This window comes from Streptomyces pratensis, assembly GCF_037137275.1.
Classification (GTDB): domain Bacteria; phylum Actinomycetota; class Actinomycetes; order Streptomycetales; family Streptomycetaceae; genus Streptomyces; species Streptomyces pratensis_B.
The window spans coordinates 179,323-192,089 of the sequence record NZ_JBBBEN010000098.1; the positions used below are offsets into that span (position 1 = coordinate 179,323).

At 69.9% G+C, this 12,767-nt stretch carries 12 protein-coding genes; 8 read left to right on the forward strand and 4 right to left on the reverse strand.

The window, feature by feature from the left end; all coding sequences use genetic code 11:
* Nucleotides 1-184: 184 nt before the first annotated feature.
* Complete coding sequence (locus V9U70_RS24660) at nucleotides 185-1,699, forward strand: glycosyltransferase family 87 protein (protein WP_336678634.1); 1,515 nt, start codon at nucleotides 185-187, stop codon at nucleotides 1,697-1,699.
* Between the two features lie 64 nt (nucleotides 1,700-1,763).
* Here V9U70_RS24660 and V9U70_RS24665 read toward each other — a convergent pair whose 3' ends face one another.
* The 3 genes from V9U70_RS24665 to V9U70_RS24675 all read right to left on the reverse strand — a co-directional run bounded on the left by V9U70_RS24665 (nucleotide 1,764) and on the right by V9U70_RS24675 (nucleotide 4,451).
* Nucleotides 1,764-2,795: an alanine racemase gene (locus V9U70_RS24665; RefSeq protein WP_336678636.1), complete on the reverse strand. Its 1,032-nt coding sequence runs from the start codon at nucleotides 2,793-2,795 to the stop codon at nucleotides 1,764-1,766.
* Between the two features lie 65 nt (nucleotides 2,796-2,860).
* The gene (locus tag V9U70_RS24670; RefSeq protein WP_336678637.1) at nucleotides 2,861-3,979 is read right to left on the reverse strand and encodes a lipid II:glycine glycyltransferase FemX; all 1,119 of its coding nucleotides are present in this window, start codon (nucleotides 3,977-3,979) and stop codon (nucleotides 2,861-2,863) included.
* 160 nt (nucleotides 3,980-4,139) lie between these two features.
* Nucleotides 4,140-4,451: a hypothetical protein gene (locus V9U70_RS24675; RefSeq protein WP_336678639.1), complete on the reverse strand. Its 312-nt coding sequence runs from the start codon at nucleotides 4,449-4,451 to the stop codon at nucleotides 4,140-4,142.
* 301 nt (nucleotides 4,452-4,752) lie between these two features.
* Between V9U70_RS24675 and rpsF the strand changes: the two genes are divergently transcribed.
* From rpsF to rplI, 4 genes are all read left to right on the forward strand, one after another.
* Nucleotides 4,753-5,043: a 30S ribosomal protein S6 gene (gene rpsF, locus V9U70_RS24680; RefSeq protein WP_031090355.1), complete on the forward strand. Its 291-nt coding sequence runs from the start codon at nucleotides 4,753-4,755 to the stop codon at nucleotides 5,041-5,043.
* A 74-nt stretch (nucleotides 5,044-5,117) separates the two neighbouring features.
* Nucleotides 5,118-5,741: a single-stranded DNA-binding protein gene (locus V9U70_RS24685; RefSeq protein ID WP_336678643.1), complete on the forward strand. Its 624-nt coding sequence runs from the start codon at nucleotides 5,118-5,120 to the stop codon at nucleotides 5,739-5,741.
* A 43-nt stretch (nucleotides 5,742-5,784) separates the two neighbouring features.
* Nucleotides 5,785-6,021: a 30S ribosomal protein S18 gene (gene rpsR / locus V9U70_RS24690; RefSeq protein ID WP_003967857.1), complete on the forward strand. Its 237-nt coding sequence runs from the start codon at nucleotides 5,785-5,787 to the stop codon at nucleotides 6,019-6,021.
* Nucleotides 6,022-6,039: 18 nt separating this feature from the next.
* On the forward strand, nucleotides 6,040-6,486 hold the full coding sequence (gene rplI, locus V9U70_RS24695; protein ID WP_336678645.1) for a 50S ribosomal protein L9: 447 nt from the start codon (nucleotides 6,040-6,042) through the stop codon (nucleotides 6,484-6,486).
* Nucleotides 6,487-6,781: 295 nt separating this feature from the next.
* Here the strand turns inward: rplI and V9U70_RS24700 are convergent, their stop codons facing one another.
* The gene (locus V9U70_RS24700) at nucleotides 6,782-8,119 is read right to left on the reverse strand and encodes an MATE family efflux transporter (protein WP_336678647.1); all 1,338 of its coding nucleotides are present in this window, start codon (nucleotides 8,117-8,119) and stop codon (nucleotides 6,782-6,784) included.
* A gap of 475 nt (nucleotides 8,120-8,594) precedes the next feature.
* Between V9U70_RS24700 and dnaB the strand changes: the two genes are divergently transcribed.
* The 3 genes from dnaB to V9U70_RS24715 all read left to right on the forward strand — a co-directional run bounded on the left by dnaB (nucleotide 8,595) and on the right by V9U70_RS24715 (nucleotide 12,753).
* Nucleotides 8,595-10,052 carry a replicative DNA helicase gene (dnaB, locus tag V9U70_RS24705; protein ID WP_336678806.1) on the forward strand — a complete coding sequence of 486 codons (1,458 nt, stop codon included), beginning with the start codon at nucleotides 8,595-8,597 and terminating at the stop codon, nucleotides 10,050-10,052.
* Nucleotides 10,053-10,362: 310 nt separating this feature from the next.
* Nucleotides 10,363-11,175: a potassium channel family protein gene (locus V9U70_RS24710; RefSeq protein WP_336678649.1), complete on the forward strand. Its 813-nt coding sequence runs from the start codon at nucleotides 10,363-10,365 to the stop codon at nucleotides 11,173-11,175.
* Between the two features lie 201 nt (nucleotides 11,176-11,376).
* Nucleotides 11,377-12,753, forward strand: a complete 1,377-nt coding sequence (locus tag V9U70_RS24715; protein WP_336678650.1) for a serine hydrolase domain-containing protein — start codon at nucleotides 11,377-11,379, stop codon at nucleotides 12,751-12,753.
* Nucleotides 12,754-12,767: the final 14 nt, after the last annotated feature.

Sequence of the window (12,767 nt, forward strand, 5' to 3'; positions counted from 1 at the left end):
CGGCACCCGCCGGCCGTGACCCGTGGCGGGCCGGCCGACCGCAGCGGCGAGGGCCGCCGTGCCCCAGGCGGGTGCGGCGGCCCTCGCCGTGTCCCGGCGGGAGGAGCACCCTCCTGCGGCCTCTCGTGCCGCCCGCCGTGTCCCCCGTGCGGCCCTTGCCCGGTGCGCCGCCCCGTACGGCAGGATGTGCGGCATGCCAAGCCCCAGCGCAGAAGACACGAGCGTGCACCAGGAGCGGCCCGTCGTGCGGCCCACGGATCAGGACGAGGTCGCGGCGGCCGGCAGCGAACTGTTCGGCGGCCGGGTGGGGCGCTGGGCGCGGACCGGCGACGGCCCGCTCACACCGGTGCGGGTCGTCGCGCTGGTCGCGATCGGGATGTTCGCCCTCGGCATGGTGCAGAAGATCCCCTGCTACGAATGGGCGTGGTTCCGCGGGGCCACCTCGCAGTACACGCACGCCTGCTACTCCGACATCCCGCACCTCTTTCTGGGACGCGGCTTCGCCGACGGACTCGTGCCGTACTTCGACCGGCTGAGCGGCGACATGCAGTACCTGGAGTACCCCGTGCTGACGGGGTTGTTCATGCAGGTGGCGGCCTGGCTGACGCTGACGCCCGACAGCGACCCCATCCAGCAGCGCGAGCAGATGTACTGGATGGTCAACGCGGGCATGCTGATGATCTGTGCGGTGATCATCGCCGTGTGCACCGTGCGCACCCATCGGCGAAGGCCCTGGGACGGGCTCCTGGTCGCGCTCGCCCCCGCGTTCGCCCTCACCGCGACCATCAACTGGGACCTGCTGGCCGTCGCGCTGACGGCCGCGGCGATGCTCATGTGGTCGCGGGGCCGGGTTCTGGCGTTCGGCCTCCTCATCGGCCTGGCGACGGCCGCCAAGCTGTACCCCGTCCTGCTGCTCGGCCCGCTCCTGGTGCTCTGCTGGCGGGCGGGCAGGCTGCGGGAGTTCGGCACGGCGCTGTTCGGCGCGGGGGCGGCCTGGCTGGTGGTCAACCTGCCGGTGATGGTCTACGCCCCCGAGGGGTGGCGGAAGTTCTACACCTTCAGCCAGGAACGGCCCATCGACTTCGGCTCGTTCTGGCTGATCATCACCCAGCGCACCGGCAGGCCCATCGACGTGGAGACGGTCAACACCGCTTCGGTGGTCCTGATGGCGGTGTTCTGCGCGGGCATCGCCGCCCTGGCGCTCGGCGCGGCGCGTCGGCCGCGCTTCGCCCAGCTGGCGTTCCTGGTGGTGGCCGCGTTCATCCTGACGAACAAGGTCTACTCACCGCAGTACGTGCTCTGGCTGATCCCGTTGGCGGTCCTGGCCCGGCCGCGCTGGCGGGACTTCCTCATCTGGCAGACCTGCGAGGTCATGTACTTCCTGGGGATCTGGTTCTATCTCGCCCACACCAGCGGCGGGGACAAGCACCAGGGGCTGCCGCAGGACGGCTACCAGGTCGCGATCGCCCTCCATCTGCTGGGCACGCTGTACCTGTGCGCCCTGGTCGTCCGGGACGTCCTGCTGCCGGACAAGGACCCGGTGCGCCGGGACGGGTCGGACGACCCGTCCGGCGGGATGCTCGACGGGGCGCCCGACGCCTTCGTGCTGGCGCCCGGGACCCGGACGTCCGACCACACCGCTCCGGCGGTCGCCGGGCCCCGGGTGGAGTGGGGCGTGGCGCGGACAGGGGCCGACTGACCCGGGCGCCCAGGCGACGGGCCGGGAACCACCGGGCCCACGTGCGGGCCCGGCCCCGGGAGGGTCAGTGGTCGACGAGCCGGTCGAACTGGGTCGTCGTGTGGCGGAGGTGGGCGACCAGCTCGTCCCCGACCCGCGGTTCCTGCGCGTCCGCGGGCACGAACAGGATCGACACCTGCATGTGCGGCGGCTCGGCGAACCAGCGTTGCTTGCCGGCCCAGACGAACGGCGACAGGTTGCGGTTGACCGTGGCCAGGCCCGCGCGGGCGACGCCCTTGGCCCGCGGCATCACGCCGTGCAGCGCCTTGGGGGCCTCCAGGCCGACCCCGTGGGACGTTCCGCCCGCGACCACGACCAGCCAGCCGTCGGAGGCGGCCTTCTGCTGGCGGTAGCCGAACCGGTCTCCCTTGACGACGGGAGTGACGTCCAGGACGGCCCCCCGGTACTGGGTGGCCTCGTGGTCGCCGAGCCACAGCCGGGTCCCGATGCGGGCGCGGAAGCGGGTCTGCGGGAACTGCTGCTGGAGCCGGGCCAGCTCCTCGGCGCGCAGGTGGCTGACGAACATGGTGTGCAGCGGCAGCCGGGCCGCGCGCAGCCTGTCCATCCACCCGATGACCTCCTCGACGGCGTCCGTGCCGTCGGTGCGGTCCAGCGGCAGGTGCAGGGCGAACCCTTCGAGCCGTACGTCCTCGATCGCCGCGTGGAGCAGTCCGAGCTCCTCCTCCTTGACACCGTGGCGCTTCATCGAGCTCATGCACTCGATGACGACCCGCGCGCCGACCAGGGCGTGCACGCCGTCGACGGAGGAGACGGACCGGATGACGCGGTCGGGCAGCGGGACGGGCTCCTCACCGCGTCGGAACGGGGTGAGGACGAGCAGGTCGCCGCTGAACCAGTCCTTGATCTCGGCCGCTTCGTAGGTCGTGCCGACGGCCAGCGTGTCGGAGCCGAAGCGGATCGTCTCGTCGGCGAGGCGCTGATGGCCGAAGCCGTAGCCGTTGCCCTTGCAGACCGGTACGACTCCGGGGAACTGGTCGATCACGGACTTCTGGTGCGCCCGCCAGCGTGCGGTGTCTACGTAGAGGGAGAGCGCCATGGCCGGCCCGGAACCTTTCTGGTGGCTGCGGTGAAGCAGGTACGAACGGTGTGCGGTGAAGCGGGTCAGCGGCGCGACATGTAGATGTCGAGCGCCTTGTGCAGCAGCTTGTTGAGCGGGAAGTCCCACTCGCCGACGTACTCGACGGCCTCGCCGCCGGTGCCGACCTTGAACTGGATCAGGCCGAAGAGGTGGTCCGTCTCGTCCAGCGAGTCGCTGATGCCGCGCAGGTCGTAGACGGTGGCGCCCATCGCGTACGAGTCGCGCAGCATGCGCCACTGCATCGCGTTCGAGGGCCTGACCTCACGCCCGATGTTGTCGGAGGCGCCGTAGGAGTACCAGACGTGTCCCCCGACGACGAGCATCGTGGCCGCGGAGAGGTTCACGCCGTTGTGCCGGGCGAAGTAGAGCCGCATGCGGTTGGGGTCCTCGGAGTTGAGGACGGTCCACATGCGCTGGAAGTACGAGAGCGGGCGCGGCCGGAAACGGTCGCGCACCGCGGTGATCTCGTAGAGCCGCTGCCACTCGGCCAGGTCCTCGTAGCCGCCTTGGACGACCTCGACGCCGGCCTTGTCGGCCTTCTTGATGTTGCGGCGCCACAGCTGGTTGAAGCCCTTGAGGACGTCTTCCAGGGAGCGGTTGGCCAACGGCACCTGGAAGACGTAGCGCGGCTGTACGTCGCCGAACCCGGCGCCGCCGTCCTCGCCCTGCTGCCAGCCCATCTTCCGCAGCCGGTCCGCGACCTCGAAGGCGCGCGGCTCGATGTGGGTGGCCTCGACGTCGCGCAGCCGCTTCACGTCCGGGTCCTGGATGCCGGACTTGATGGCCGCCGCGTCCCAGCGGCGGATGACCACCGGCGGGCCCATCTTCACGGAGAAGGCGCCCTGGTGCTTGAGGTGGGCCAGCATCGGCTGGAGCCAGTCGTCCAGGTTGGGGGCGTGCCAGTTGATGACCGGGCCCTCGGGCAGGTAGGCGAGGTAGCGCTTGATCTTCGGCAGCTGGCGGTACAGGACGAGGCCCGCTCCGACCATCTCGCCGCTCTTGTCGAACCAGCCGAGGCTCTCCGAGCGCCACTCGGTCTTCACGTCAGCCCACGCCGGGACCTGGCAGTGACTGGCCGAGGGGAGACTCTGGATGTACGCCAGATGCTGCTCTCGGCTGATGGTCCTCAGGGTCAGGCTCATGCGGGGCGCTCCTCGGCAGGTGTGTCCCCATCGGTCAGGGGCTCCGGCTCTCGCGCCGAAGCCTACTGTGACCGAGGACCGCCCGGTCTGGCCGCGTGGGGCCGGACCGCCCGCCGGACCGGCGCGAGCCCCTGGGCGCCCGCGCCGGCCGCTGCGCCGGTCAGGTGATCACGCCGCCGAACAGGCCGCCGTGCGCCATGCCGAGGAAGAAGCCGAAGCCGGCCGCGCCGAGGCCCACGATCAGCCCGAACCGTTCCGCGGTGGTCCGGGAGACGTACATCCCGTACCCACCGGTGAGGATGCCGATCAGCCCGGCCCACGAGCTGATCAGGTGCAGGTGGTGGAACATCGCCGTGACGAACGCGAGGGCGCCGAGCACCAGGGTCACGCCGAGCAGGGCGTCCTGGAGCGGGTGCGGCTTGCCGTCCGTCGCGAAGAGCGAGCCGTTGGCGGGACGGGTGGTCTGTGCCATGGAGCACCTCCTGGCCGGACGGGCGGTGGATGTAGCGCCTCTCACACCGCGTCTGTCTCGATTGTGCCCTCTGAGCACCGGATTTCAACCGGAAGCCGGTCTACGGGTAGTCTGTACCGTCTGCACCGGTGTCTGCCCAGGCCAGCACGGCGAGCCTCCTCCGAACCCCCTCCACGGGATCGTTCGGGAGCGGGAACGTCCGTGCCGGGTGTTCTCCTCGGGGACGCCGTTGCTCAACGCATCACGACCCTCCTGCCACGGAACGACCGTGGCCGCTGAGTCCAAAGGAGGTGGGTTCCACATGCGTCACTACGAGGTGATGGTCATCCTCGACCCCGATCTCGAGGAGCGAGCAGTCTCCCCGCTGATCGAGAACTTCCTCTCCGTCGTCCGTGAGGGCAACGGAAAGGTGGAGAAGGTCGACACCTGGGGCCGTCGTCGGCTCTCTTACGAGATCAAGAAGAAGCCCGAGGGCATCTACTCGGTCATCGACCTGCAGGCCGAGCCTGCGGTCGTCAAGGAGCTCGACCGCCAGATGAACCTGAACGAGTCGGTCCTCCGGACCAAGGTCCTCCGTCCCGAGATCCACTGAGCATCTAGCTCAGAGGTCCTCGGGTTCGAGTAGCAGCAAGCAGCCAGAAGCAATCCCCGCCGAGAGGTTCACCCATGGCAGGCGAGACCGTCATCACGGTCGTCGGCAATCTCGTCGACGACCCCGAGCTGCGCTTCACCCCGTCCGGTGCGGCGGTCGCGAAGTTCCGTGTCGCGTCCACTCCCCGCATCTTCGACCGGCAGACCAATGAGTGGAAGGACGGCGAAGGCCTGTTCCTCACCTGCTCGGTCTGGCGTCAGGCGGCGGAGAACGTCGCGGAGTCGCTTCAGCGAGGCATGCGCGTCGTCGTGCAGGGCCGGCTGAAGCAGCGGTCCTACGAGGACCGCGAGGGCGTCAAGCGCACGGTCTACGAGCTGGATGTCGAGGAAGTCGGCCCCAGCCTCAAGAACGCCACGGCCAAGGTCACCAAGACCACGGGTCGCGGTGCTCAGGGCGGTCAGGGTGGATACGGCGGCGGTCAGCAGGGCGGCGGTAACTGGGGCGGCGGTCCCGGTGGCGGTGGCCAGCAGGGCGGGGGCGGCGCTGCCGCCGACGACCCGTGGGCGACCGGCGCGCCGTCAAGCGGCCCGCAGGGCGGGGGCCAGCAGGGCGGCGGAGGCGGCTGGGGCGGAAGCCCCGGCGGTTCCGGCGGCTCTGGCGGCGCTGGCGGCGGCTACTCGGACGAGCCTCCCTTCTAGGGCGGCTCGTACCCCCACTTCTTGATCACACAGGAGAAACACCATGGCGAAGCCGCCTGTGCGCAAGCCTAAGAAGAAGGTCTGCGCGTTCTGCAAGGACAAGACCCAGTACGTGGACTACAAGGACACGAACATGCTGCGGAAGTTCATTTCCGACCGCGGCAAGATCCGTGCCCGCCGCGTCACCGGCAACTGCACGCAGCACCAGCGTGACGTCGCCACGGCAGTCAAGAACAGCCGTGAGATGGCGCTGCTGCCCTACACGTCCACCGCGCGATAAGGGGAGGGTGACAACAGCATGAAGATCATCCTCACCCACGAGGTCTCCGGCCTCGGTACGGCCGGCGACGTCGTAGACGTCAAGGACGGGTACGCCCGCAACTACCTGGTCCCGCGTGGCTTCGCCATTCGCTGGACCAAGGGTGGCGAGAAGGACGTGGCGCAGATCCGCCGCGCCCGCAAGATCCACGAGATCGCGACGATCGAGCAGGCCAACGAGATCAAGGCCAAGCTTGAGGGCGTGAAGGTTCGTCTGGCTGTTCGCTCCGGCGACGCCGGCCGTCTCTTCGGCTCCGTGACCCCGGCCGACATCGCCTCGGCGATCAAGGCTGCCGGTGGTCCCGACGTCGACAAGCGTCGCGTGGAGCTCGGCTCGCCGATCAAGACGCTCGGCGGACACCAGGTGTCCGTGCGTCTGCACCCCGAGGTCGCAGCGAAGCTCGGCGTCGAGGTCGTTTCTGCCTAAGGGGCAGAGCTCAGCAGAGTCAGTGAAGGGCCGCACCCACCNGCGGCCCTTCACGGTGTAACGAGCCCGATGGGCTCGTGGTGGTCGGGTCTGTTTCACGTGAAACAGACCTGAGGAATGACCCCTGTACCCAGGCGCAGGGAGCAGCGCCGCGAGACACGCAGCGTGATCGGCCGCCGCGCCGGTTTCACGTGAAACGCCCCTTGGCCCGCTCCGTTTCACGTGAAACGGCCGTGCCCGGGCGGTAGCTCCGGCGTCAGCGGGCCCAGCCGTACCCGGGTCGGTGCCTCCGGCGTCAGCGCGTCGCTCCGGTGACGATCCACCGTCCCGACCGGGTACGCAGCCAGAGTGTGGCGAGACGGACGGTCATCATCAGCGTCATCGCCCACCAGAGTGCGGTGAGTCCGCCTCCAAGTGCGGGCACCAGGAGCGCGACGGGAGCGAAGACGGCGAGCGTCACCAGCATGGCCCCGGCGAGATAGCGCCCGTCACCCGCTCCCATCAGGACACCATCCAGGACGAAGACCACTCCGGCGATCGGCTGGGAGACCGCCACGACCATGAGGGCGGGGAGCAGGGCGTCCCTCACCGTGGGGTCGCTGGTGAAGAGCGGGATGAACAGGGGACGGGCGAGCACGATCAGGACGCCCAGCACGATGCCGCAGCCGATGCCCCACTCGACCATTCGACGGCAGGCTTCGCGTGCTCCCTTCTCGTCCCCCGCCCCCAGATAGCGCCCGATGATGGCTTGTCCGGCGATGGCGATGGCGTCGAGTGCGAAGGCGGTCAGGCTCCAGAGGGAGAGGATGACCTGGTGAGCGGCGATATCGCTGTCCCCGAGCCGGGCGGCGACTGCTGTGGCGATCATCAGCACGGCCCGCAGGGACAGGGTGCGCACCAGCAGGGGCACGCCGGCCCGTGCGCTGGCTCTGATGCCGAGTGCGTCCGGGCGCAGGGACGCGCCGTGCCTCCGGGCTCCGCGGACCACGACGACGAGATAGACGACGGCCATGCCCGCCTGGGCGACCACCGTGCCCCATGCGGACCCGGCGATGCCGAGCCCGGCCCCGTAGACGAGCGCGACATTGAGGACGCCGTTCGCTGTGAAGCCGCCGATGGCGACATACAGCGGGGTGCGGGTGTCCTGGAGGCCGCGCAGTACACCGGTGGCGGCAAGGACGATGAGCATGGCCGGGATGCCGAGGCTGGAGATCCGCAGATAGGTGATGGCGTACGGAGCGGCGGTGTCGGACGCGCCGAAGACGTCCACGAGCCAGGGGGCCGTCGGCACTGTGAGCGCGACGACGAGTACTCCCAGCAGCAGGGCGAGCCAGATGCCGTCCATGCCCTGCCGGATCGCGGCGGGCATATCGCCGGCGCCGACGCGGCGGGCGACGGCCGCTGTGGTGGCGTAGGCGAGGAAGACGAAGACGCTCACGGCGGTCATGAGGAGGGCTGCCGCGATCCCGAGACCGGCCAGCTGCGGGGTGCCGAGGTGGCCGACGATGGCGCTGTCGGCCATCACGAACAGAGGCTCGGCGACGAGCGCGCCGAACGCCGGCACGGCGAGGGCCAGGATCTCCCGGTCGTGTCGGCGGCGGCTCTTCTTCGGGGGCGCGGGGGCCAGGGTCATGGTGTCAATCTAATCTTCCACAGGTAAGAGATGCAATGCATCATTGATCCTTACTGCCATCCATCGGGGCCGCTCATCTCGGCGCGGTTCGCAGAGATCTTGAAATGAGTGCGAAAGTTTTTCTCCCCCACAGTCGGTGGACGGAGAACATGCAGGTCAGATGGGTTAAGTGGCGGCGGCTATGAGTTTGTCCACAATGCTGTCCCCCGTTCCGTGCACAGGTTCAGCAGGGTTCTCCACAGCATCTGGTCCGTCATCCACATGCCCTGTGGATAACCAGATTGGCTGACGGTGCAGACAGGCCTACCGTGGTCCGGCGCCCGCACTCCGTTCCGGCACCGGAATCCACCGAACCAGATGCGCCGGAAGTGGAGTCGGGCGACCTTTTTGTCGGTGCCGTGCCGTAAGAAAGAGTGGCACGGCTAGGTCCGCGACGCGGACGTGAGGAGGCGGCCCGGTGAGCATTCCCGAGCCATTGGACGACCCCTGGACCGAGGCCGGTCCCGGCGACCGTCTGCCTGTCTCCCGTCAGCGTCGCGGAGACCGCAAGGGCCGTGAGGACCGCCACGACCGGGGCCCGGACGAGGCCTGGGACGGCGGCTCCCCCGGGTTCGAGCGGGTGCCGCCGCAGGATCTCGACGCCGAGCAGTCGGTCCTCGGCGGCATGCTGCTGTCCAAGGACGCCATCGCGGACGTCGTGGAGATCATCAAGGGGCACGACTTCTACCGCCCCGCCCACGAGACCGTCTACACGGCGATCCTCGACCTCTACGCCAAGGGAGAGCCGGCCGACCCGATCACGGTCGCGGCCGAGCTGGTCAAGCGCGGCGAGATCACCAAGGTCGGCGGAGCGCCGTATCTGCACACCCTGGTGCAGTCCGTTCCGACCGCGGCCAACGCCTCGTACTACGCGGAGATCGTCCACGAGAGGGCGGTGCTCCGCCGACTGGTCGAGGCCGGTACGAAGATCACGCAAATGGGGTACGCGGCCGACGGGGACGTTGACGAGATCGTCAACTCCGCCCAGGCCGAGATCTACGCCGTCACCGAGCAGCGCACCAGTGAGGACTACCTCCCCCTCGGCGACATCATGGAGGGCGCGCTCGACGAGATCGAGGCCATCGGCTCGCGCAGCGGCGAGATGACCGGGGTCCCGACGGGCTTCACGGACCTCGACGCCCTGACGAACGGCCTGCATCCCGGGCAGATGATCGTCATCGCCGCCCGTCCCGCCATGGGCAAGTCCACGCTGGCGCTGGACTTCGCCCGAGCCTGTTCGATCAAGAGCAATCTGCCGAGCGTGATCTTCTCCCTGGAGATGGGCCGCAACGAGATCGCGATGCGCCTGCTGTCCGCCGAAGCCCGGGTGGCCCTGCACCACATGCGATCCGGCACGATGACCGACGAGGACTGGACCCGTCTCGCCCGGCGCATGCCGGACGTCTCGGCGGCCCCGCTCTACATCGACGACTCACCGAACCTCTCCATGATGGAGATCCGGGCGAAGTGCCGTCGTCTCAAGCAGCGCAACGAGCTGAAGCTCGTGGTCATCGACTACCTCCAGCTGATGCAGTCCGGCGGCTCCAAGCGGGCGGAGAGCCGCCAGCAGGAGGTCTCGGACATGTCGCGAAACCTGAAGCTCCTCGCCAAGGAGCTGGAGCTCCCGGTGATCGCCCTGTCCCAGCTGAACCGTGGTCCCGAGCAGCGCACGGACAAGAAGCCGATGGTCTCCGACCTGCGTGAGTCCGGCTCCATCGAGCAGGACGCGGACATGGTGATCCTGCTGCACCGCGAGGACGCCTACGAGAAGGAGTCCCCCCGGGCCGGCGAGGCCGACCTGATCGTCGCCAAGCACCGTAACGGCCCCACCGCCACGATCACCGTGGCCTTCCAGGGGCACTACTCGCGCTTTGTCGACATGGCGCAGACCTGATGGGGCCCCTCGGCACCCGCTTCGCACCGCCCACCGCCGGCCGCGTGGTCGCCCACGGGGGCGCCTGCCGACTGGAGCCTCTCCCCGCTTCCTGATGCCGTTGCCCCGCCGTCTCGGTCCCCGCTGAATGGGGTCGGCCCCTCGGGCCCCGCTTCTCTCGCATACGTCGCCAAGGCCGCACACGGCAGGGCACGTAAGCGAAGGAGCTGGACAGCGCATGCGCGTCCCCCATGCGGCGGAAAGGGATATGTCCGCTTGTGGTCCTATAGGGCCCGTTCAGCTTCCGGACGGGGCGTTTAGGATGCCCGTCATGGAGCGTGACGAGGACATGGAGGCCGGGGAGGGGAAGCGAAAGCGCTGGGAGCGGCGCACCGAGGTGCCCCTGCTGTGGCTCGCCGCGCTGTTCGCGGTGGCCTACGCCGTTCCCATCGTCGCGCCGGGGTCCGCCCGGTGGGTGCGGAACGTGTGCCAGACGATCGAATGGATCGTGTGGGGGGCCTACGCGCTGGACTACCTGGCACGTCTCCTGATGTCCCGGGACCGCTGGGCTTTCGTCCGCGGGCATCCGTTCGCACTTCTCGCGGTGGCGCTGCCACTGGTCCAGCCGCTGCGCCTGCTGCGGCTGGTCGCCGCGCTGCTGCTGGTCGGGCAGCGGGCCCGGATGGCACCGCAGATCCGCGTGACCACGTATGTCGCCGGTTCCTGCGCGGGGCTGCTGATGTTCGGCTCGCTGGCCGTGCTCGAGGTGGAGAAGGACGTGCCGGGCTCCGGCATCCACTCGCTGGGGGACGCGGTGTGGTGGGCCTTCACCACGATGACGACCGTGGGCTACGGCGACACCGCCCCGGTCACCGGGCCCGGCCGGGTGCTGGCCGTCGGGCTGATGCTCTCGGGAATAGCCCTCCTCGGTGTGGTCACGGCCAACATCGCCGCCTGGTTCATCTCCCGCTTCGAGCGCGACGACGCGGAGATCGAGCGGCAGACGGCGGCGATCGCCGACCTGACGGCGGAGGTGCGCATGCTCCGGCAGCAGGTGGGCGAGATGTCCGCCCGGGGGCCCGGTGGCCTGCCTGCGCCTCGGGAAGCGGGGACGGCCGGCCCGGCCGAGAGGACCGCCCCCTGACGCATCCACCTCTCGGCAGAAGGAGCCGCTCTCCTCGTAGGCCGGGCGCACGGTTCCGGCTGGGGGCGCAGCCCGGGGCGACGCCGGTCGGATCTCCGGCATGACCGGACGGCCGGTCCGCTCGTCGGCCGTCCGCCGGGTCGGTACGCGCCGTACGGAAAGCGTTGGCCAGGAGGCGGTGCGGTCGGGTAGGGGTTGCCCATGACTTCTCTCGGTGAAGGCCTGCTTTCCTGTACGCGGCGCGCCCTGCTGCACCGCGTCGCCCTCGCCCAGCGGGACGGCCGCGCGCCGTCCCTCGTGGCCGCCGTGCAACGCCAGGGGCGGTTGGTCTGGAGCGAGGCACGTTCGGGCGTCGGGGGGCCCTGCCCCGACGCCGACACGCAGTACCGGATCGGCTCGATCACCAAGACGTTCACCGCGGTCCTGGTGCTGCGGCTGCGGGACGAAGGGCTGATCGGTCTGGACGACCCGCTGGAGAAGCACCTTCCCGGCACCGGCGCGGGCGGTGCGACCGTCTTCCAGCTGCTCGGGCACAGCGCGGGCCTGGGCGCGGAGGCGCCCGCCCCCTGGTGGGAGCGGACGCCGGGCAGTCTGCGGCCCGAACTCGCCGACGTGCTGGGCGAGCGGCCGCAGAGACATCCGGCGGGCCACCGCCATCACTACTCGAACCCTGGCTACACCCTGCTCGGTTCTCTGGTCGAGGCGGTACGCGGCGTCTCCTGGGCGGATGCGCTGCGCCGCGAGATTTTGGAGCCGTTGGGCATGCGCCGCACGACGAGCGAGCCCGTGGTGCCGCACGCGGAGGGCTGGGCCGTCCACCCCTGGGCCGACGTGATGCTGAGTGAACCCGCGGAGGAGCTGGGGCTGATGGCGCCCGCAGGTCAGCTCTGGTCGACCGCGGCGGACCTGCTGCGGTTCGCCGCCTTTCTCACCGAGGGGGACGACCGCGTCCTGTCGGCGGACTCCGTGCGGGAGATGCGGGTGCCCGCCGCAGTGACCGAGGCCGGGGGCAGTGGGTATGGCCTCGGACTTCAGATCGTGACGGGTGACGGGAGTCTGCTCTTCGGCCACTCGGGATCGTTGCCGGGGTTCGTCGCCGGGCTGTGGATCAACGCGGAGGAGGACATCGCCGCGGTCGTCCTCGCCAACGCCACTTCGGGGCTGCCCGCTGCTCAGGTCGCCGCCGAACTCGTGGGGATCGTCGCGGAGGCCGAGCCCCGCATCCCCGAGCCGTGGAGCCCGCTGCCGGAGGTGGACGAGGAGCTGCTCGCACTGACGGGGATCTGGCACTGGGGGAGCCTCACCTTCACGCTCAAGCTCCTGCCGGACCGCGGGCTGGAGCTCACGCCGCTCGGCGGCAACGGCCGCGGCGCCACCTTCACCGCCCGGCCGGACGGTGCGTGGACGGGCCGGAACGGTTACTACGCGGGTGAGACCCTCCAGGTCGTCCGCAGGGACGACGGCTCGGTGGACCATCTGGACCTCGGCTCGTTCGTCTTCACGCGGGAGCCCTATGAAAGCGGGGCGAGTGTGCCCGGCGGCGTCGACGCGGAAGGCTGGCGCGGCCTCGACCGCTGAGCCCGCCGTCGTCA